Origin of the sequence: Crocinitomix catalasitica ATCC 23190 (assembly GCF_000621625.1) — a bacterium.
Taxonomy (GTDB): Bacteria; Bacteroidota; Bacteroidia; order Flavobacteriales_D; family Crocinitomicaceae; genus Crocinitomix; species Crocinitomix catalasitica.
Genome location: NZ_JHXV01000010.1, coordinates 55,426 through 77,264, shown reverse-complemented (window position 1 = coordinate 77,264; position 21,839 = coordinate 55,426). Strand labels below are relative to the sequence as shown.

The 21,839-nt window shown below is 34.8% G+C and carries 21 protein-coding genes; 7 read left to right on the top strand and 14 right to left on the bottom strand.

Going from position 1 to position 21,839, the window contains the following annotated elements; genetic code table 11:
- The first annotated feature begins 335 nt into the window (after positions 1-335).
- The gene (locus T367_RS0108115; protein WP_027419401.1) at positions 336-560 is read left to right on the top strand and encodes a hypothetical protein; all 225 of its coding nucleotides are present in this window, start codon (positions 336-338) and stop codon (positions 558-560) included.
- 1 nt (position 561) lies between these two features.
- On the top strand, positions 562-867 hold the full coding sequence (locus T367_RS0108110) for a type II toxin-antitoxin system RelE/ParE family toxin (RefSeq protein ID WP_027419400.1): 306 nt from the start codon (positions 562-564) through the stop codon (positions 865-867).
- A gap of 704 nt (positions 868-1,571) precedes the next feature.
- Here the strand turns inward: T367_RS0108110 and T367_RS0108105 are convergent.
- From T367_RS0108105 to T367_RS0108065, 8 genes are all read right to left on the bottom strand, one after another.
- A complete protein-coding gene (locus tag T367_RS0108105; protein ID WP_027419399.1) occupies positions 1,572-2,117 on the bottom strand; it encodes a hypothetical protein in 546 nt (181 codons plus the stop codon).
- A 324-nt stretch (positions 2,118-2,441) separates the two neighbouring features.
- Complete coding sequence (locus tag T367_RS25550; protein WP_027419397.1) at positions 2,442-4,307, bottom strand: S8 family peptidase; 1,866 nt, start codon at positions 4,305-4,307, stop codon at positions 2,442-2,444.
- 12 nt (positions 4,308-4,319) lie between these two features.
- On the bottom strand, positions 4,320-6,968 hold the full coding sequence (locus T367_RS0108090; RefSeq protein WP_027419396.1) for a T9SS type A sorting domain-containing protein: 2,649 nt from the start codon (positions 6,966-6,968) through the stop codon (positions 4,320-4,322).
- A 76-nt stretch (positions 6,969-7,044) separates the two neighbouring features.
- Positions 7,045-8,286: a sulfate adenylyltransferase subunit 1 gene (locus T367_RS0108085; protein WP_027419395.1), complete on the bottom strand. Its 1,242-nt coding sequence runs from the start codon at positions 8,284-8,286 to the stop codon at positions 7,045-7,047.
- Between the two features lie 11 nt (positions 8,287-8,297).
- On the bottom strand, positions 8,298-9,188 hold the full coding sequence (cysD, locus tag T367_RS0108080; RefSeq protein ID WP_027419394.1) for a sulfate adenylyltransferase subunit CysD: 891 nt from the start codon (positions 9,186-9,188) through the stop codon (positions 8,298-8,300).
- A gap of 9 nt (positions 9,189-9,197) precedes the next feature.
- Complete coding sequence (locus T367_RS0108075; protein WP_027419393.1) at positions 9,198-9,890, bottom strand: phosphoadenylyl-sulfate reductase; 693 nt, start codon at positions 9,888-9,890, stop codon at positions 9,198-9,200.
- Positions 9,890-10,120 carry a DUF2061 domain-containing protein gene (locus T367_RS0108070; protein WP_027419392.1) on the bottom strand — a complete coding sequence of 77 codons (231 nt, stop codon included), beginning with the start codon at positions 10,118-10,120 and terminating at the stop codon, positions 9,890-9,892. Before T367_RS0108070 ends, T367_RS0108075 begins: the two co-directional genes overlap by 1 nt.
- 62 nt (positions 10,121-10,182) lie before the next feature.
- Positions 10,183-10,602 carry an RrF2 family transcriptional regulator gene (locus T367_RS0108065; RefSeq protein ID WP_027419391.1) on the bottom strand — a complete coding sequence of 140 codons (420 nt, stop codon included), beginning with the start codon at positions 10,600-10,602 and terminating at the stop codon, positions 10,183-10,185.
- A gap of 324 nt (positions 10,603-10,926) precedes the next feature.
- On the opposite strand from T367_RS0108065, the gene T367_RS0108060 reads away from it, so the two are divergent.
- A complete protein-coding gene (locus T367_RS0108060) occupies positions 10,927-11,796 on the top strand; it encodes a sigma-70 family RNA polymerase sigma factor (RefSeq protein ID WP_027419390.1) in 870 nt (289 codons plus the stop codon).
- On the opposite strand, the gene T367_RS0108055 is transcribed toward T367_RS0108060, so the two are convergent.
- A complete protein-coding gene (locus T367_RS0108055) occupies positions 11,797-13,590 on the bottom strand; it encodes an ABC transporter ATP-binding protein (RefSeq protein ID WP_027419389.1) in 1,794 nt (597 codons plus the stop codon).
- 176 nt (positions 13,591-13,766) lie between these two features.
- On the opposite strand from T367_RS0108055, the gene rpmH reads away from it, so the two are divergent.
- The 4 genes from rpmH (at position 13,767) to purE (ending at position 16,668) form a co-directional block, all read left to right on the top strand.
- On the top strand, positions 13,767-13,928 hold the full coding sequence (gene rpmH, locus T367_RS24510) for a 50S ribosomal protein L34 (protein ID WP_072032179.1): 162 nt from the start codon (positions 13,767-13,769) through the stop codon (positions 13,926-13,928).
- An 86-nt stretch (positions 13,929-14,014) separates the two neighbouring features.
- The gene (locus T367_RS0108050; protein WP_027419388.1) at positions 14,015-15,160 is read left to right on the top strand and encodes a 5-(carboxyamino)imidazole ribonucleotide synthase; all 1,146 of its coding nucleotides are present in this window, start codon (positions 14,015-14,017) and stop codon (positions 15,158-15,160) included.
- Positions 15,150-16,184, top strand: coding sequence for an acyltransferase family protein (locus T367_RS0108045; RefSeq protein WP_027419387.1), 1,035 nt, complete (start codon positions 15,150-15,152; stop codon positions 16,182-16,184). Before T367_RS0108050 ends, T367_RS0108045 begins: the two co-directional genes overlap by 11 nt.
- Positions 16,177-16,668: a 5-(carboxyamino)imidazole ribonucleotide mutase gene (gene purE, locus T367_RS0108040; protein WP_027419386.1), complete on the top strand. Its 492-nt coding sequence runs from the start codon at positions 16,177-16,179 to the stop codon at positions 16,666-16,668. The genes T367_RS0108045 and purE overlap by 8 nt, the downstream gene beginning before the upstream one ends.
- 11 nt (positions 16,669-16,679) lie before the next feature.
- Here the strand turns inward: purE and T367_RS23805 are convergent, their stop codons facing one another.
- Genes T367_RS23805 through T367_RS21780 form a run of 5 tightly spaced genes read right to left on the bottom strand, consistent with a single transcriptional unit; the run spans position 16,680 to position 21,637 of the window.
- Positions 16,680-17,795 (bottom strand): endonuclease/exonuclease/phosphatase family protein, encoded by a 1,116-nt coding sequence (locus tag T367_RS23805; RefSeq protein ID WP_051568446.1) that lies wholly within the window; start codon positions 17,793-17,795, stop codon positions 16,680-16,682.
- Positions 17,776-18,690, bottom strand: a complete 915-nt coding sequence (locus T367_RS0108030) for a rhomboid family intramembrane serine protease (protein ID WP_035842980.1) — start codon at positions 18,688-18,690, stop codon at positions 17,776-17,778. The genes T367_RS23805 and T367_RS0108030 overlap by 20 nt, the downstream gene beginning before the upstream one ends.
- Before the next feature lie 2 nt (positions 18,691-18,692).
- A complete protein-coding gene (locus T367_RS0108025; protein WP_211252693.1) occupies positions 18,693-19,373 on the bottom strand; it encodes a rhomboid family intramembrane serine protease in 681 nt (226 codons plus the stop codon).
- A gap of 44 nt (positions 19,374-19,417) precedes the next feature.
- Positions 19,418-21,298, bottom strand: a complete 1,881-nt coding sequence (mutL, locus tag T367_RS0108020; protein WP_027419383.1) for a DNA mismatch repair endonuclease MutL — start codon at positions 21,296-21,298, stop codon at positions 19,418-19,420.
- A gap of 3 nt (positions 21,299-21,301) precedes the next feature.
- A complete protein-coding gene (locus T367_RS21780; RefSeq protein WP_035842977.1) occupies positions 21,302-21,637 on the bottom strand; it encodes a hypothetical protein in 336 nt (111 codons plus the stop codon).
- Positions 21,638-21,839 lie beyond the last annotated feature (202 nt).

Genomic DNA, 21,839 nt, shown 5'->3' with positions numbered 1-21,839 from the left:
TTTCGATTAGTTTGAGAGCTTGTTAATTATCATAATAGTTTGTTTTAGCAAGCGCAAGACTTGTCCGACCACCGGCTGATGAATATCCTCCGCAGTGGGAGCAAATCCTACTCACTACTTTAGCTAAGCATTAATTTATACAATAATTATTCAATTTATTTTTATCTTATAATTATGTATATTTGTTTAGATAAGACATTTTAAATAATACGTACAATACTTGTAAGATATTAAAGCTTTAAATACAACCATTAAAGTCAAACTTTTCTTTTGTTTGATGAGGTGATTAGATACGCAATAGCTAAAAAAGAAGACACACCTTAAATACGATTATCATGCAAATTACAATAAAAATAAAAGACAGCAGTAAGGCCAAAGCTTTTCTAAATTTTATTAAAAGTTTGGACTTTGTGACAGTTCAAGAGAGTGATGAAAACATCTGTTATCCAAGCATGACTGAAAAAGAAATTAAGGACCGTATAACTGTAACTGACAAACAAATAAAACAAGGCAAGACAGTTTCTCATGATGATTTAGAAAAAGAATCACAAAACTGGTAGCATGCATATTAAATGGACGCTTGAAGCAAAAAAAGACCTCAAAAAAATCTATAAATTCTACACCAAACACTTTTCCGTCACGCTTGCCCAGAAGATAAAAGGTGAGGTTCTTAACAAAGTTAAAACACTCGAACACGGCACAGAGTTAGGACAGGAAGAAGAACTTCTAAAAGAACTAAATCAAGGATATCGATATTTGATTTCTAACCACAATAAAATTATCTATAAAGTAGAAAACAAGACAGCTTATATTACACATGTGTTTGATACGAGACAAGATCCTGAAAAATTGGGATCAAAAACGTAGAGTTATTTAAATTAGTTGAAGCGCGACACTTTTGAATGATTAGCTTTTGCGTATCGCGTGGTTAGGCAGGTTAGATTTAATAGAGTATTAATTTTTGAGGGAAATTTAAAATTATTGTATGGTTTAACAACCGCAGCAACGTAATTATTTGCGGAGTGAATGATGATACATATCATATTGATTTTCGTCTAACGGAGCACGTGTCAGAGCAATGGCGGTTGAATACGATGAATACAAATTTGTCCTAAAGGATTCTATCGCTTAATTATTTTGGTAGTATTACATAATTCGGAACCCCAGCTCCGTAGTAGCTGCCAGACTGCGGTTATTATTAAGCAATATCTTTTATCATACAATTTTAACCTTTTAAAAATAACAATAAATAAGTAGTTCGTGTTAAAAATTTGCATTGTTGCAAGATGTGGAATTTAGGCAATGATTTGCAAGCGCAATAGCACTTATACATGCGGAGCATCTTCGGTTGAGAAAGAGGATAAATATCCTCGAGATTAGGTTTGGAGCAGAATGTATCCGGTACCTGTCAATAATTACCTGAATAATTAATATTGTAGTTTATAACAGTAAGCGCAGGATGAATATCCAGCGCAGCCTATCACAAACTCTTCGCACCGGGTTTTGTCTTAGAATACGCAGCCTATAACAAACTCTTCGCACCGGAGCGTTCAATGAAGCTAATTATCACATCAATAATAGGTGAATGGAACATACTTTTCAATTTCTGGAATTGGAAATTGTCTAATTGGAAAAAACACCTCATAATCATCAGGGATCTTTGGAACTAAAAAATAAGACATATAGAATGTGGTCGAATTACATGGAGTGCCCTTATCCTTTGAATAAATCAAATGTACATTCTTTCTGAAATCATTAATCTTGTAATACTTATTGATTGCTACTTCGCATGTATTCAACTCGAAACTCCTTCCTATAATCGAATTTTTCGAAAAATTAATCTTAGGAGATAACGAATCCCAATTACTCAATTTGGGATTATTAAAAGCAAACTCCCTTTTCAATTCTTCATATTCACTTTGACTTCTAATAACAATCGTTTTTTCAAATTCTACCTCACCTAATGAATCATTTATAAAATAAGTGATGTACTCTCCAAATTTTAACTTTTTGAGTTCGATTCCTTCTTCGAGGTACTCTACTTTGTAATTCGCTAAAAGCAGAACTAAGAAATAAACAATTCCCATTAAGATGAATTTACTAATGTATGATTTCATAATTAGTTTTTAATGATCGAGAGTAACATTCTCAATATTTTCAACAACCTTAATTTTCCCTGTTTTTTTACTTCCCAAAACACTTGACAGCATTGACACTCCATGTTCTGTAAAAACATAGGGGGGGGGCTTCTACCGCCCCAACTTGATATCACATTTTGTGATTTCAAGTTTTTCCACTCACTATCAGACAACTGATTATTATCTCCCTTTATCTCATTGTCATTCTCCTGTCCTTGGAAGCCATAACGGTAATCCTCTTCACTACCATTTCTATTAGGTAACAGCATACCAAAGGGATAGTAATCACAAACGTTCCCCCTACTACCAAACATAAACCTTCATTGTCTCAACCACATCATATCTTTCAATTCGAATAAGGTAAATACTTGCACTTGTCACTTGATCCGAAATGTTAATGGTTTGAGTGGAGGAAATTCCTAAATCTTTAATTAACTGCCCCATCACGTTGTAAACACTAATATTAGCTGGAGCAATTGGATCGAGAACCAATAAAGTTTGGTTGTTAATAGTGGTGATATAGTCGTTATAGGTTTTAACTGAATTATCTTTTAGGCCTACTGAAGATTGGGCATATTGTACGGCCTGAAAAGCATTCACGCGACCGTAGCCCATTCTTTCTGACCACATACCAAAATCTTTGGCTTCGTCATAAGCATAACCACCTGTTTTATCGGCTGTGACAGATAGAATTGCTCTTGCTTCGAAAGCTGTTAAATCAGGATCAACTGAAAGAATTAATGCCATGACGCCTGCAGCATTTGGGCAAGCAGCAGAAGTTCCATTAAACCAAGCATAATCATCATCAATAAAATTATTATAACCCAACTCACCAGTCATATCCGTTGAAAGCACTTTCACACCAGGTGCAACAACATCTAAATTTTCATTGTAATTACTTCTCCATGATTCTGGCGAACAATCAGAAAATGTTTTTAATTCGTCACACATACTCGAAGCTCCAACTGCAATTGTCAAAGGATGCGATGAAGGCCAAATAGAATAAGCATCACCATCATTCCCCGACGAGAATAACATCGGAACACCTTTCCCTCCTCTTCCATTCAGCGCATGATTTTTTATCGTTGCATTCCCCAAGGCTGTATCAATACTTAAAATTCCTAATTCTTCATTTCTAATGCCCCAAGAATTACTTAAAATATCTGCTCCGCCTGTTTCAACGGCCCAATTAATTCCATTCACTCCAAATTCGGTTGTAGTAACTGGAATAACATCACCGCCAAATTCGGCATAGAAAAAAATTCGAACGGGAATGATTTTCACCTGATTTGCAATTCCAGCAATACCGATTTCATTGTCCGCAATTGCTCCAATTATACCAGCAGAACAGGTTCCGTGACCATCATTACTATAAGTTGTATTTGGATATCCTTTTTGATCGGCGCCAGTTGCATCAAAACCAGGTAATAGATTTGCGCGTAAATCAACATGATTCGTATCTATTCCAGAATCAAGAACGGCGACCTTTATTAAAGGACTTCCTGCCGTTATTATCCATGCTTCTTCCACATCCATATCGGCATCTTCCGTTCCATCAAAATGAATTGCTGTTCCCTCGTTTTTTAAAGCCCATTGATACTCGTAATAAGGATCATCACTCGTGGCTTGTATAGAATGGAGGGTATTCACTGAAATAAACTCAAAATCTGGAATATCACTCAACTCCTCTTGAATGATTCGTGGTCCCGCAGAACATTTATCTAATTCTAATTCCCAAACATTTTCCAAAAAAGCGTGGGGATAATAATTTACAACCTTATAAGGACGCAAATGAATTGACATTTGATCATAACTCAATTTCGATTTAGTTTTGATATAAGCCTTATTCAAGTCTGCTGCTATACTGCCACGTTCCGTTCCGTAAATGACAGAAGTGAATAGAATTTTCTCATTCTTTTTTAAGGCATTTCTATATACATCGATAGAATCGACGGACATATTCCCCTCGATACTGACCAATACCATATCAATTCCTTTTAAAGGGCTAATATTAGTTGATGGTAATTCTGCTAACACATGCGTTAAAATGTGGTTATAATCACTTTCTTGAACGCTGGCATTAAATTTAACAAGCATCCCTTTTGGGGACTTTTGACCGAAAGCCACTAATACACCAAAAAAAAATAAGAGCAAGAAGTATTTGATCATAATTTTATGGTCTTAATTTATTTTCTGAATTTTTCGGGTAATCAATTTATTATCGAAATGCAGATTAACAAAATAGAGACCATTCTCTACATGCGATAAATCAAATGTGGTTTGTTCATCATTCAACATTTGTTCTAACACAATTCCACCTCTCATATCGGTTACTACTATTAGAGCGTCATTAAAATTTTGATTGATGTCTAAAGTAAATTGACCAGCAGAGGGGTTAGGATATAATTCCAAATTTACATCATCATAATCTTCTACACCTGAAGAAACATAGATCACACATTCAGAAGTATCGATACAGCCTAAATAGTTAATTGCAACGGCATAAAAGTCGTTTCGAGTTGGAACAAAAATTTGTTCGGTAGCACCATCAACAGGTGTTTTCCCAGGACAAACTAACCATTGATATTCGGCTCCAGCTTGATTCGCTGTAATATCTTCAGAAGTCACCGTCACCGTTCGATCAACAACACCGTCTACGATTACAATTGTAGTATAAAAACCATTACAACCATCAGCATCTTTAATGTAAACATCATATCTATCAGCTTCTAGTCCAGCTATATCTTCAGTATCGTCAAAAGCACCGAGACCATCATTATCCCAGTCAAATACATATCCTCCGACACCACCAGTTACAGTAATATCAATCTCACCGTCACTACTCCCATCACAAGTTTCATTCACAATAATAGAAGTGACTTCGATTCCTTCAATACCACCAACAGTAATCGTTGTTGAATCGATACAACCATCTAAATCAGTTACAACTAACTTATAAGTACCAGCAGTTGTGCCCAACAACATTTCGGGATCGTCCATATCTCCCAATCCATCTGTGTCCCAATCGTAAAAATAAAAATCATCTCTTCCACCTTCAACAATCACTGAAATAGATCCATCTTCACCATCACCTTCGCATGTCGATTCAATAAACTCATCTTCAGAAATAGTAATCACATCATCTCCTGTTATATTAAGAATAGTTGAACAAGTATTCCTGTTCCCACTGATATCAAAAAGGGTTAAATCGACCGTTTTTTCTCCGATATCAGCACAAGTATAAAGATATTGTGACAAGCTTAGGCTTAACACACCGCAAGCATCAGCATAGCCCATTCTAACCATATCAACAGTCAAATTATATTCGCCTGTTTCACCAATCTCTATATCTAACGAACCTCTACATGTTACCGTAGGTGGAATTGTATCTAATACGTTAACATAAGCGATACATTCTTCAATATTCGCATCTTCATCCATTACCGTTAAAACTACAGGGACACCTTCAAAAGCCTCCGTTTCAAAAACACCTATTGGAATTGGAAACGCTGCCGTTTCATTCGTTAACTCATCATCTAAAGCATCTGCACCACTATAATTCCAATTCTCAGCGTTAAAAACTATATCATCGGGTCCTGTTCCATTAATACGACCAGCCCAACCATCTTCATAATCCCAAAGTTCACCAGAGCCATCAACATCAATATCGCCAAACACATCAATTACACGACCGTCAAAATACAATTCAATCGCATCGTTCCCATTTATATTTACGGCAGAAGTAATATAGTCAGGAGCAAAATCAAACCAATCTTCAAAAGAGACACCTTCGTTAGCCAAATAAATATAATCTCCAGCTGAAGCTGTTACGGCTGGAAAAGTAAATTCTTGTCCATCCGATCCTTCACCATTATTCGCTGAACCGATACCATACAAACTCAGGTCATCAATATCCTCAGTCACGTACAATTCCACTCCTTTAGGTAAACCGTCAGGCAATGGACCATCAAAAATTGCAGATAAGACCAAATAAGGCGGAGCTATTTCACCACCTAAATCTTCACAGTTAAAATTTATTTGACTAGCAGAAAAAGTTAATTCACCAACACCACATGAAGGCGTTGAACCACCATCTAAATCTTCAGCATCAATCGTTGCTTCTCCAAATTCATCCAAATAAATCGTAATATTTCTACAAACGGCAGTTAATTCACCTCCATCACATTCATATTCAATCGTTAAAATTGGTTCGATGCCTTCATCTTTACTTCCAATTCGTCTTATCGAGCAATCAGTATCTTCATCCCCAATCAAAACCCACCCAAAATTTGTAGCAGGATCAGCGATCCAATTTTCGACGTCCTCAATCATTTGCGGATCAGTCCATAAAAAATCATCTGTATCGACAGTTAATAATTGATCACCAGAAGAAACACCTTCAAAATCACCACCTAAATCACTCCAAAGTTCATCTGAAAACATCGCATGTTCCCAAGTTGCATCAGGCATGATTGGTGAAGCACCATCATCGTCACCGAAAGAAGTTCCCTCACCCCAACTGCGTGTGATTTTATGAATTGAATAAATTGCATCCGCTGCACTCTCGTCGTAAGCAGATACATTTAAAGTCAATGAAACATTTGTTATAACTGCACCTGGAGGAATAGCATCTTCTACATCAAATTGAATTAATGCACGACGTATATTACCATCGCAATCTAATCCGGAATAGAGCTCTCCTAATCCATTAGAAAAGTCACTTTCAGAATAAATAGAGTTGTCTTGAATAGGATTTAAATCAATAGATATTTGTCCAAAGACATGTAAAGACATCATTGCCAATACAATTGCAAGTAATTTTGAGATCATAAGTAGTTTTTTTACAGAGCAACTAAGTTATTAAAATAGCCTGTAAAATACTAATAATCTAAAATTTAAATCAAACTTATTGTTTTACACCAACAGCAACAGTGGCGTTCGTATCTCTATCAACAAGGATAAAATAACCATTTTTCTTATTTCGCTTAAAATTATCCAGATATATTGGTGCTGCAGCTTTAATTTCTACTTCACAAATCGTATTTTGCTCAACTAATTTTGAAACCATAAAATTTAACGTGTCAAAGTCTAATGTTTTAACGACTTCATTTATAGCAACAATCGTTTGAAAACCGGCATGTCTCAATAAATATTTTTTAGCGATATTTAATGGTCTTTTATCTAACCAACAAAGTTGAGCAATTAAGTTTTTATCGTGTACGACATCTTCATGCGATTGGGTGAGAGTATCCCCTCTGGAAATATCAATTGCCTTTTCTAACTCTATCAATACACTGGCCTCAGGTCCCGCCTCTAAAATTGGTGAATTGCCTTTAAATATTCTCAACACACGCGATTTTTGGCCAGAACTATTCACTTGAATTTCATCACCAACTTTTATCGTACCACTTTTCACTTTACCTGCATAACCTCTAAAATCTGAAAAGTCAGCACTTTGTGGACGAACAACATATTGGACATTGAAGCGGAAATCATCATTCAAATTAGCTCTTAAATTCAATTGTTCTAAATACCCTAAAATAGTTGGACCACTGTACCAATCCATATGCTTGGATTTTTCGACAACATTATCTCCAACTTTTGCAGAAATAGGAACGAAGGAAACGCGGTCTAATGGAAAATCAATGGCAACACAAACATCCAATAATTCGTCCTTCAAGGATTCAAATGTTTGCTGATTATAATCCATCAAATCCATTTTATTAATAACAAAAAGTACCTGTTCCATTTCCAAGAATTTAGCAATAAACAAGTGCCTTCTTGTTTGCTCCAAAATTCCTTTTCTCGCATCGATTAAGATCATAGAAACCTGCGAATTTGAGGCACCTGTCACCATGTTTCGCGTGTATTCGACATGACCAGGTGTATCCGCAATAATATATTTTCTAGACGCCGTTGAGAAAAAGATATGCGCCACATCAATTGTAATACCCTGTTCTCTTTCGGCTGTTAATCCGTCCGTTATTAACGCCAAATCCAATTCTTTCAATCCTTTCTTTTCGGACGATAATTGAATGGCATCGATTTTATCTTGTGGTAGTGATTTCGTATCGAATAAAAGTCGACCGATTAAGGTACTTTTACCGTCATCGACACTACCTGCTGTTGAAATTCTAATAATACTCATGCTTAATTCTTTTAAAAATATCCTGTTTCTTTTCTTTTCTCCATGGCTGCTTCAGATCGCTTATCGTCTATTCTAGCGCCTCTTTCTGAAATTAAAGCGGACTCTATTTCAGTAATTATCAAATCTAAATTATCCGCATTCGATTCGACTGCTGCTGTACAAGTCATATCACCTACTGTTCTGAACCGCACTGTCTGTTCGACAATTGATTCGTCTTGTTCACTAAAGACAAAATCAGATGCTGGCCAAATCATTCCATCCCTATAAAACACATTCCTTTTATGTGCAAAATAGACTGAAGGCAATTCGATATTTTCTCTTCTTATATAATTCCATACATCCAATTCTGTCCAATTTGAAATGGGGAAAACCCTCATATTCTCACCTTGATTAATGGCACCGTTTAAAATATCGAATAATTCAGGCCGTTGATTCTTTGCATCCCATTGACCAAAATCATCACGAACAGAAAAAATGCGCTCTTTTGCTCTTGCCTTCTCTTCATCCCTACGTGCACCGCCTAAACATGCGTCAAATTTATTATCATTGATTCCTTCTAAAAGACTAATGGTTTGCAAATTATTCCTGCTTGCATATTTCCCACTCTCTTCAATAATTCCTTTACTATTGATTGTCTCTTCGACAGAAACAACAATCAGTTTAAGGTTATATTTATCTACCAAATAATCTCTAAATTCGATTGTTTCAGGAAAATTATGACCCGTATCTATATGCATTAAGGGGAATGGTATGGGCGCAGGATAAAATGCCTTTATCGCCAACTCGACCATTAAAATGGAGTCTTTTCCGCCTGAGAATAACAAAACTGGATTGTCAAATTGCGCCGCTACTTCTCTAAAAATGTATACGGACTCGTTTTCTAATTCATCTAAATAATTCATTTGTCTTAATTATGTATGTAAACCACATTCTTTTTTTGATTGCTCCCACCACCATCTTCCAGCTCTTTCCTCTTCACCCTCTTCAATTGCTCTTGTGCAAGGTTGGCAACCAATACTTTTAAATCCTTTTTTATGTAAAATATTTACTGGAATATTATTCGCATCAATCACCGCATCCATCTCTTTTTCAGTCCAATTTAATAACGGATGAATCTTAATGATATTATTCGACTCATCCCACTCAACCATTTCTAATTGCCCTCTATTATTTGATTGTTCTTTCCGCAAACCAGTAATCCAAACATCATATCCTTTAATCGCTCTTTTTAAAGGTTCTATCTTTCTTATTGCACAACACTGCTTGCGATTTTCAATTGATTCATAGAAAGAATATGGTCCATCTTCAGTTACCATTTTTTGCAATGGTGCCGCTTGAGGATAAAAAGTTTGAATACTTCTTTTATACTTCTTTATGGTTCGATTAAAAACATCATAAGTTTCTGAAAACAAACGTCCGGTATCAAGGGTGAACAAGTCAATTGCAGGATTGTTATTCGCGATTAGATCTGTTAATACCTGATCCTCCTTACCGAATGAAGTCGAAAAGACCAATTTCAAGTCCAAAGTTGATAAAGTTTTAATCAGTTCGACTGTTGGTAAATCAGTTAATTTTTGTATTTTTTTTAAATTCTCTTTCTCCATTAGATATACTTATTCCAAAATCTTTCGTGTAGATAGTACAAGAACATTTTTGTAAATACTTCAATGCCTCCGATCGAAGCCGCCATTTTAACATTACCAGTTAAGATATATGCAATTAATATAGTATCGCATGTACCTACTATTCGCCAGCTAACACTTTTCAATATTGATTTAGCGTTAGAATCACCTCGGCGAACACCTTTTTTATGTAGAAATTGATCGAATAGCACGTATAATTTTTGACAAATATATATAATCTATCGTTTTAATAGATTAATAAGTGTTAAAAAAATTATTCTTCCGCTGAAATGATATCAAATAGCGTCTTGTTCACTAATATTTTAAGCGTTTCTTCTCTAACTTTTAGTAACATTTTATTCAAACCGCATTGAGCCTCGTCTTCACATTCTTCACAAGGTTCATAATAATTCAAACTTGCGCAAGGCAGTAAAGCAATTGGCCCATTAAACATGCGAATAATTTCAGCTAACGAAATATCCTTTGTCTGTTTAATTAAGTAATAGCCTCCACCTTTCCCCATTTTACTTCCAAGAATACCTGATTTTTTGAGATCTAAAAGAATAGTCTCGAGGAATTTTTTTGGCAATTTAGTTCGATTAGCGATCTCACTGATAACAACGGGAATATTATTGGGCTGTTTGCCTAGAAAAGTTAGCGCATGAAAGGCATATTTTGTCTTTTTTGATAACATGATGATCTAAACGATCTAAATTTTGATTCTGAATTTAAATTTAGTGAAAACTTATTTGATACCATAACTTTTTGTGTAAAATCGAGATTACGATCAATATTTGCGCTTCTCATTCGAATAATTAAACGGGACTTATTCGCACACTTTAAATATTTTTTATAAAAAAATATATCCGATAGATTTTTATATTATTTTTATTCGAAATAACATGCGTGTTTTATTTGAAAATTCAGTTTTTATGGTTACTTTAAACAGATAGGAAAGACCAACCATTCGACCGAAAAACACGTTACTTATTATAGTATTAACCTTTAACACGACAACATGCGACAACTGAAGATCACAAAACAGGTTACCAATAGAGAAACTGCATCTTTAGATAAGTATTTACAAGAAATTGGTCGTGTTGATTTAATTACAGCTGAGGAAGAGGCTGAATTGGCGAAAAAAATTCGCGCGGGAGATGAAAAAGCTTTAGATCGTTTGACTAGAGCGAACTTAAGATTCGTTGTTTCAGTTTCTAAACAATACCAAAATCAAGGTTTATCCTTACCCGATTTAATTAATGAAGGAAATTTAGGATTAATCAAAGCGGCTCAAAGATTTGATGAAACGAGAGGTTTCAAATTCATTTCATACGCTGTTTGGTGGATTCGTCAGTCTATACTGCAAGCATTAGCTGAGCAGGCAAGAATTGTACGTTTACCATTGAACAAGATTGGTTTAATTAATAAGGTTAACAAAGCATTTTCAACACTCGAACAGCAATTCGATCGCCCACCTACGATTGACGAATTAGCTGAATTTTTAGAATTCACAAAAGCAGATGTATCCAATTCGTTAGCGAATAGCGGAAGACATATCAGTATGGATGCTCCTCTTAGAGAGGGTGAAGAAGACAGTTCAAGTCTTTACGATGTTTTACAGAATTCTGAACAAAACAATCCCGAGAAGGATTTAATTTTAGAATCATTAAGAGCGGAAATAGAGCGTTCTCTTAGCACTTTAAAGCATAGAGAAGCTGACGTCATTCGTTTATATTTCGGATTGGACAATAATCCTCCAATGACATTGGCAGAAATAGGGTTGCGATTCGACTTAACAAGAGAAAGAGTTCGTCAGATTAAGGAAAAAGGCATTCGCAAATTAAAAAACACTTCAAGAAGCAAAATGTTGAGAACCTATTTGGGTTAATTAAGACAATTGCATATTATTCAACTTATGGTAAACACCATCTGTTTTTGCAATTAATTCGTCATGTTTACCTTGATCAACAATTTTCCCATTTTCCAAGACAAGTATATTATCCGCATTTCGAATCGTAGACAAACGATGCGCAATAACGAATGATGTTCTGTTGATCATCAATTTATCCAAAGCATCTTGTACTAATTTTTCTGATTCGGTATCCAACGCAGAAGTGGCTTCATCAAGAATTAAGATTTTAGGATCTTTTAGGACTGCTCTGGCGATTGCGACACGTTGTTTTTGACCGCCTGATAATTGAATACCTCTATCCCCTACCATTGTGTCGAATTGATCAGGAAATGACATGATAAAGTCGTAAGCATTCGCTTTTTTCGCAGCCTCCATCACCTCTTCGTCAGTCGCTTCGGTTTTACCATAAAGAATGTTCTCTTTAACCGTACCACCAAATAGAATTACTTCTTGTGGTACTACTGCAATATTCGATCTTAAACTTTCAGTTGCAATATCCTTAACATCAATTCCATCAAAAAGAATAGCACCTTTATCAACATTATAAAACTTCAATAATAATGCAGATATGGTTGTTTTACCAGCGCCTGAACTACCAACTAAAGCAGTTGTATGACCTGGAGCACATTTAAAACTAATCTCATTCAGCACTTGAATTTCTTTTCTTTGAGGAAAGGCAAAAGACACAGATTTGAATTCAACCGCTCCTTTAAAGTCTGTCAACAAATTACCTTCAGCACTTTCAACATCCTCTTCTAATAAGTCCATTAAATGTTCGGTTGAACCGATTGCTTTTTGAATTTTGGCATATAAATCCGGCACTGCGGCAAAAGATGCCCCAAGGAAAATAGTATATAATATAAATGCTGTGAATTCGGCACTGGTGATTAGACCTTCGCCTTGCATACCCTTTGCTTTCCATATAACAAAAGCTACACCACCAAACATTCCAAAAATAATGAACGAAACAAAAGCCCCACGCATTATTCCACTCTTGATATTTAATTTCAGTATATTTTTAATTCTGCTACCGTATCTATTAATTTCGTATTGTTCGTTCGTAAATGCTTTCACATTCACAATCCCAGTTAATACCTCTTCTAATATAGCATTCGAACTAGCAGATTCATTTTGAGCAGCTTTTGACAGCTTTCTGATGTAACGACCAAAGATAATTGCAGAAATCGCTAAAACAGGAACAACAGCTAACATCCATAAAGCCAATTCCCACGAAACCATTAGAATGAATCCTAAAGCTATAATAATGGTAATGAATTGTCTGAAGAATTCGGCGATGGTTGTATTTAAGGTCTCTTGCAATAAATTAATATCAGTTGCAATTCTTGAAGACAACTCCCCTACTTTATTCCGATTAAAAAAATCTATTGGATATTTTATCAAGCGATCAAAAGCTTTTGACTTAAGATCTTTTAATGCTCTTTCTGTTACATGATTAAAAAGTACAATTCGAATGAACGAAAATACAGCTTGAGCACCAAAAACAACCAACATTACTATAAGTATGGTATTTATATTGGTTAAATCAACATTTGGAATGTCTACAATTGGCTTTTCATCGCCATTTGTTCCCAATAACTGTCCCATTAAAGCAGGGAATAACATAGATGTGATACTTGATAAAATTAAAAACAACCAACCGACAAGGTATACCGACCTATAAGGTTTTAAGAATTTAAAAAAGCGTCTCGCCTTTTTATAAGCATCTTCTGACAATGTAACTTTATCTTTCTTACTATTTCTTCCAAACATAATTCGACTTAAAAAGCGTAAAATTAAGGTCTTTATATGGAGTGAATGTCATAATAATTACATAATTTCGAAAAATCGCAAATAAAATTTTGTACTCTATATTTTTGTTTTATCTTTGCACTCCCTTAGAGGAAATTTAGAAGAAGAAATAAAAGTATTTTATAATATATAGGACAATGAGCAAGAGAACGTTTCAACCATCAATTAGAAAAAGAAGAAATAAGCACGGATTTAGAAGTCGAATGGCTACTAAAAACGGTAGAGCTATTATCAACGGTAGAAGAAGAAAAGGAAGAAAGAAATTATCAGTTTCTTCAGAAACTTTAGCTAAGAGATAATATACTTTCGCGATATTATTATAAGCTCCTTGTGACCAAGGGGCTTTTTTTGTTCCCTAACTTTAAAAGAATATTAAATTTGTAACATGAGTAGTTTTTATCAATCAGGAATGAAGATTGGCATTCTAGGCGGCGGTCAATTAGGCCGCATGTTTATTCAAGAAGCGATTGACTTTGATGTAGAAGTTCACATCTTAGATTCAGACGAAAATGCGCCATGCAGGAATATTGCCAAAGAATTTACCTTGGGTAGTATTTTAGATTTTGATACCGTTTATAATTTTGGGAAAGATAAGGATGTCATCACGATTGAAATAGAAAATGTCAATGTTGATGCTCTTGAAAAGTTGGAACAAGAAGGAAAAAAAGTTTATCCGCAGCCTCATATCATTCGTTTGATAAAAGACAAAGGATTACAAAAGTCTTTCTATTCAGAAAATAAGATTCCTACCGCTCCATTTAAATTGATTGCAGAGAACGAATCACTTTCTGATCATCAAGACTTTTTGCCATTCATGCAAAAATTAAGAACAGGTGGATACGATGGTCGTGGTGTACAAGCCATTAAGTCAAGCGCTGATTTTGAATTAGGATTTAGCGAAGCAAGTGTTTTAGAATCGTTTGTAGATTTTGAAAAAGAATTATCAGTTATTGTTTCGCGGAATGCTGATGGACAAATTAAATCTTATCCATTGGTCGAGTTAGAATTTAATCCTGAGGCCAATTTGGTAGAGTTTTTATTTGCGCCTGCCAATGTTTCCCCTTCAATTGAAGAAGTAGCTAAGGATATTGCTGAAAGCATAATTGAAAAGCTTGGTATGGTTGGAATTTTAGCAGTAGAATTGTTTTTAACGAAGACGGGGCAAGTATTGGTTAATGAAGTTGCTCCTCGTCCGCACAATAGCGGACACCAAACCATTGAGGCCAATTATACTTCACAATATCAGCAACATTTACGTGCAATCTTAAACTTACCTTTAGGCGCAACTGGAATGCTTCAGCCATCGGTTATGGTTAATCTTTTGGGTGAAAAAGAGAATTTTGGAGAAGTAAAATATCAAGGATTTGAGAAAATCATGAATTGGCCAGGTGTTTATCCGCATTTATACGGTAAAAGGGAAACAAAACCTTTTCGTAAAATGGGCCATATTACGATCCTTAATCCGGAATTAGATACGGCAAAGGAAATTGCAGTTAAAGTCAAAGAAACGCTAAAAGCAGTTGGAAAATAAGCAGCATCTTAATCATATTGAGTTTATAAGGGCTATTGCAGCCCTTTCTGTTGCATTATTTCATTTTACCAATCATACTAGTGAGAATATTCCCTTAATTGCCAATGAAGATATCCGTCAGGCCTTTCACTTTGGTGCTCAAGGAGTAGAAATGTTTTATATTATTTCTGGTTTTATCATCCCTTACGCTTTGTATTATGGTGGTTACCACATTCGAGATTATTTTCAATATTTAGGAAAACGACTTTCTCGACTTTTGCCTCCCTACTTTATTGTACTTGCATTGATTACAATTTGGACGAACTTTCTTTTTGAGTATGTTTGGCTCACTCCATACAATATTCAGTGGCGCCAACTTTTTGCGAATGGGTTCTTTATGGTTGATTTCATCAATGCATTTGAGTGGTTAAAATCATTTTTTCCAGATAATACTTGGATCAATCCTATTTTCCTCACGTTAAAAGTCGAACTACAATTCTATTTATTAATTGGACTGTTATTTCCTTTAATTACAAAAAGTAAATGGTTGTTTGCTGGAATAGCAATTTTTTTACTACTTTTTGGCTTGTATACCAATAATGCGAATACATTTTTCGTAAGCGCTCCTTATTTTCTACTAGGCCTGTGTACTTTCTTCATTCGACAAATTGAGAAACATTGGGTATACTATGTTATTGCAGGGATAATTCTTCTTGATTTAGCTTATTTCTACATGCCACAAGACCTTGTCGTTTCTTTAATTACATTTATTTTAGTTCTTGGATTACCAAGTCAATTCAAATTCTTTAATATAACTGGTAAAATCTCCTATTCTTTCTATTTAATACACGGATTAACCGGTCAACAATTCTTATATTTCACAAGATCCCATTATTTGACGACCCACTATCCCTATTTAATGATTATTTTTGCTTTGATTATTTCTTGGGTAGCAGCCTATTTACTTTATAAATTAGTTGAAAAACCAAGTATAATTTTATCGAAGAAATTCAAGTATAAGCGCATAAAAAATAAATATGATTGAAGTTGGTATTATAATGGGGAGCAAGTCTGACTTGCCAGTAATGCAGCAAGCTGCAGACATGTTAAAGGAATTTAATATAGCATTCGAAATGACTGTTGTTTCTGCACATCGTACACCAGAACGCATGTTTGATTATGGTCGTGAGGCGCATAAGAGAGGAATCAAAGTGATTATTGCGGGTGCAGGTGGAGCAGCTCATTTACCAGGTATGATGGCATCAATTACACCATTACCCGTTATTGGCGTTCCAATTTTATCAAGCAACTCAATTGACGGTTGGGATTCTATTCTATCCATTCTTCAAATGCCTGGAGGAATTCCAGTTGCAACTGTAGCATTAGATGGTGCGAAGAACGCTGGAATTTTGGCAGCAAGTATTATCGGGTCTGCAAATCCTGAAGTCTTAAATAGAATTATAGCTTATAAAGCAAGTTTAAAAGACAAAGTACTAGAAACAGCTAAAGAAATGGAAGAAAATAATTAAGTCGCTTTAAGTTATTTTCCAATCCAACAAGAGACAGCTTTGTGGTCTGAGAAACTCACTGAATGCGTTTCAAAATCTTTAGATTTTAAATCCGGATCATAAAAAATATAATCGATTCTATTTGATGGAATCTTTCCAATATATGTCTGCCCTATTCCATTTCCTGAAGCAACAAAAGCATCGTCTAATTGATCTTCAAACTGCGTATAAGCATAAGATACAGGCGTATCATTAAGATCACCACAGAAAATAGCAGGATAAGGAGAATTCTCAATTTCTTTGGCTACTTTTTCCGCTTGACTTGAACGTTTAATAAAAGCATTCTTTAATAGATTATAGATTCGTTGACCAGCTTCTTCATTGACATATTTCTTTTTGTCTTCCGTTTCGTCAAAGAATTTATAATCGTCATTTTGGAATCGAATAGAACCTAAATGACCATTAAACACGCGAAAAGTATCTTCATTTACTACGATATCAGAATAAATACAAAAGTTATTCGCATCGTTTTCGAAAGCTATTTCCCCCTTACCAATTATAGGGTAACGAGAGAAAGTTGCAACACCAAAATATCGTTTATGTGACATTTCATGCGTATATCGTTCGTGATGATATGGCGTGTTTAATATCTCCACTAAATGATCCTTAGTTATAAAAGGATTAACTCCTTCTGTTTCTTGATGATAGAATTCTTGAAAACAGTAGATCCCCGCATCTTCTTCCTGTAAGAATTTAAAATTTGCATCTCGAAGAGATTCCCGATTCTCGAGGTCATACAAATTGAAAATTTTAACATTATAAGATAAGATCTTTACTGATGCAGTCATTTTGCTATCAATCATATTCACTGCAAAGAAATTTGTTACATGATTAAATCCTAGCAGAATCGTCACAAAAGAAATGAGCATTAGCTTTTTGGAGAAGAACAACCAGAAAACAATAAATAACACTTCGATAGTTAGCCAAATGGGAAAAGTCAATCCGAAAAAACTAAAGTAGACGAACGAAGTCGGCGATATATGCGTGGCCATATATGCTGCTATCAACCCAAAAGAGTTGAGCACATTCATTAGGATCATCAATTTTAATAGAAGACCTAATTTGCGTTTATTTTCGCTTACTTTCATTAAATAAGAAGTCTTTTTCAGCCTTATTCAGACCGTCGTAACCTTTTTTAGCAATCTTGTCTAAAATTGCATCTACCCGTTTTTGTTTTTCAACTTTTGAGGCATTAAATTCCTCATCAGTCATCTCTTTTGCCGTTTTTTTTGATTGAGAGTAGACCTTCATTTTAGGTTTCCTCTTCAACGATATTTTTGACCAATTATAGCTATAGAACCATTTATCAAAACGATTCATAAAGTTCGATTTCGAATGAATATTCAATACAGACAAACCACCAAAAAGTGCTCCACCTAAATGTGCAAAATGTGCAACATTATCATTGCTACCTATTCCAACTAAATCTGAGATCACATACAATACGGCTAATAAAATAAGCGGCATTGGAAAAGCACCAAATAAATTCACTTTAAAGCTAGGTTGGTGAATCGCCGAAGCGATAAACACCGCCATTATAGAAGCCGAAGCTCCAGTTATAGGAGGTGCAGAAGTCATTGTATAAGCGGGAAAAATATAATACGCTATTATATGTATCAAATATGCAAATATCCCCCCCAATAAATAGGTGGTCAACAATCGTCTTTCACCGAAGAAATGGATAAAAATTCTTGCAACAAAATACAAAATGAACATGTTGAAGAAGAAGTGGAAAAAGTCGGCATGTGTGAACAGCTGTGTGATTAACGACCACGGTTTATATAATAGCTCCGCTGGATTTCCTGGCGCAACAAAATACATCTTCACAGTATCCTCTAATCCTCTAAACTGAAACAAGTATCCTATCAATCTTAACAGTACAAAGAACATGAAAACAATTGCGTTTACAGCAATAATCTTCCCTGTAAGACCAGACTCACGAATACTTCGTTTAATAAAATCTATAATTCGTTCCCCTTCCATAATTAATAAAAATCAGTTCTTTGACGTTGCCAAATTTTAATCATAATAAATCCGAATAACATACCTCCTAAATGGGCAAAATGCGCTACAGAATCTCCTGGATTATTTTGAAATCCGTTGAATAGTGCGATAGCCGCTAAACCTAATGCAAGCCATTTCATTTTAACAGGAATGGCAAAATAAAGATACACCTCAGTATTCGGGAACAATAAAGCAACCGCCATAATTAAACCGTATACAGCACCAGAAGCACCAACGGTAGGAATATTAATCGTAGTCCAAACAGAATTAAAATCTTTAATTGTGCTTGGATATTGAACCATGTCTCCTTGAATTTCAAAAATACCATTAAAAACAGGCAGCCAAGATCCAGATGCACTATAAACTTCAAGTCCTTGAATAAATTGATGTAATACCGCAGCGCCCAATGCTGTTACGAAATAGAAAATTAAGAATTTCTTCGCACCCCAAATTCGTTCGAGCATATTTCCAAAAATCACAACAGCAAACATATTGAATAAGATATGCGGGAAATTGGCATGCATAAAAAAGTGCGTCACCAATTGATAAGGCTCGAAAAGTGGAGAATCAATATAGTGTAGGCCCAATAAATTAATCAGACTTATATTCTGTTGTTGGAATACAAAAGTCGCAAAGAAAAAAATAACATTAATTATTAGCAAGTTTTTAACGACGGGTTGCATGTTCCGGAAAATGTTCTGTAGCATTAGTTAAATCTTTTTGATATTTCTTCTAAAGTAAATGTTTCAATAATTTTTTTGCCGTGTGGTGATATTTGCGGAGCACTAGATGCAAAAAGCGCATCCGTTATGTATTCCATTTCATCACCAGTCAATTTATTCCCCCCTTTTGTTGCCATGGCGCTTGCCGCTGATAAGGCTACAATTTCATGAATTGAAATCGCATCAGATTGCATTGTATTTTTATAGTTCTCAAAAATTTCTAATAAGATCCTTTGCGGGTTTTTATCTTTAATATTCACTGGAACACCTGCAATTTCCAAAATGGTATCCTTTCTTGTCAATTCAAATCCTAAATTGTTCAATTCATCCAAAATCTCATCCCAAGCAACAATATCCGTTTTATCAATCTCTATTTCCTCAACAAATAATAACTTTTGAGATTGTGTTATTCCTTTATTAGCAGCTATAATTTCATCAAATAGAATTCGGCAATGCGCACGATATTGATCTATTAATAAAAACCCCTGCTTAATTGAAGTTAGAATGTATTTATCGTTTATTTGCGTTGGCTTTTTACGCTCCACAATAAAATCATCATTCATTACAGACTCAATTGTTGTAGCTTGTGGTTCAAACTCTTCATTTTCCTCAACTGGATTATCCTCTTGCTTCAACGCATCAATTTCTCCATAAAAGTTTTCCCAATCCCCTTTTTGCGGTTGAATATTACTAAAACCATTAGATCGTTTTGTACTTGATAAGCCCGTTGAATTATTCGAACCGCTATTCGATGTTGTTTTAAAAGGATTAAAATCAGGATTGACCTGAATATGTGGCATTTGAACCGTCTGTCCTTTCTTTAATGGTGGAACGTTAAAGCTTCTTTCCTGTTCAAAATCTAGACTTGGCGCGATATTAAATTGGCCAAGCGCTTGTTTAACCGCGCTTCGAATAATCGCATAAATCGCTTGATTTTCTTCAAATTTTATCTCCGTTTTAGTTGGGTGTACATTCACATCAATTGATTGTGTAGGCACTGTAAAATAAAGAAAATAAGGCGGGAATTTACCAGAAGGAACGAGTCCTTCATAAGCATTTAATACGGCATGATTAAAATAACGATCCTTAAAGAATCTATTATTCACAAAGAAAAAACTTTGATCTTTAGCAGCTTTAGAAAACTCGGGTTTTACAATAAAACCAGTTATTTGAATCAGATCAGTTTCCTCATTAACAGGCACGAGTCTTTGATTAAATTTTGCGCCATAAATTTGAACGATTCGTTGACGTAACCCCTGACCTGATAAGTTATAAATTTCATCATCGTTGTGGTGAAAAGTAAATGAGATATCAGGATGAACTAAGGCTACACGTAAAAATTCATCCAAAATTTTACGATACTCAGTTGTATTCGTCCCTAAAAAATTTCTTCGGGCTGGAATATTAAAGAATAGGTTTTTAACAGATATAGAAGTACCAGGAGCAGCCATCACTGCTTCTTGACTAATAATTTTAGACCCTTCATTAATAATTTCAGTTCCTAATTCCTCATCATGCAAGCGAGTCTTCAAACTAACATGAGCAACTGCAGCAATAGACGCCATTGCTTCTCCCCTAAACCCTTTAGTTTGTAAGGCGAATAAATCATCTGCCTTTGCTATTTTACTCGTAGCATGTCTTTCAAATGACATCCGTGCATCGATTGCAGACATTCCGCAACCATTATCTATGATTTGTATTAAAGTTCTACCACCATCCTTTACGACCAAATTAACCGTTGAAGCCCCTGCATCGATAGAATTTTCAATTAATTCTTTCACAACCGAAGCTGGTCTTTGCACAACTTCCCCAGCTGCAATTTGATTCGCAATATGATCGGGTAATAATTTTATAATATCCGACATTCTCTATTTTAATTTTTCAATCAGCATACCTGCTGCATCAATGCCAACAAACAAATAATAAAAGATTCCAATAATTACACCTAAAATTAAGATGAGTCTCAAATTTGAATTTGAACGTTGTTTCTTAACATTCAAATCACCCCATCTATCTTCTATAGTCGATTTAAATTTAATCTCACGCGCAATATTATCATTGTCTTTCGTCCCTTTCGCCTCGGCCTGAGCTTGTTTAATTTTCTTTTCTAAAGCCTCTTTACGTGGATCATAATATCTTGGTACATATTCAAACCTTTTATGTCGGTTTCCCAATTTAAACATCGATAACCTATTCCAATCCATACACTTCCATTTTAAGAATTAATATCCATTTAATTATACACAAAAAATGCGCCAGATTAACGGATAATAAATAGTACTTGTTTTACAAATATAATGAGATTAACTTCATTAAATACTATGAAAACAGGATAAAAAGGTTCATATTTTAAGGTGTAAAAAATGACCAGTAACAAAGTAATTTCAATTAATATTTAATAATACA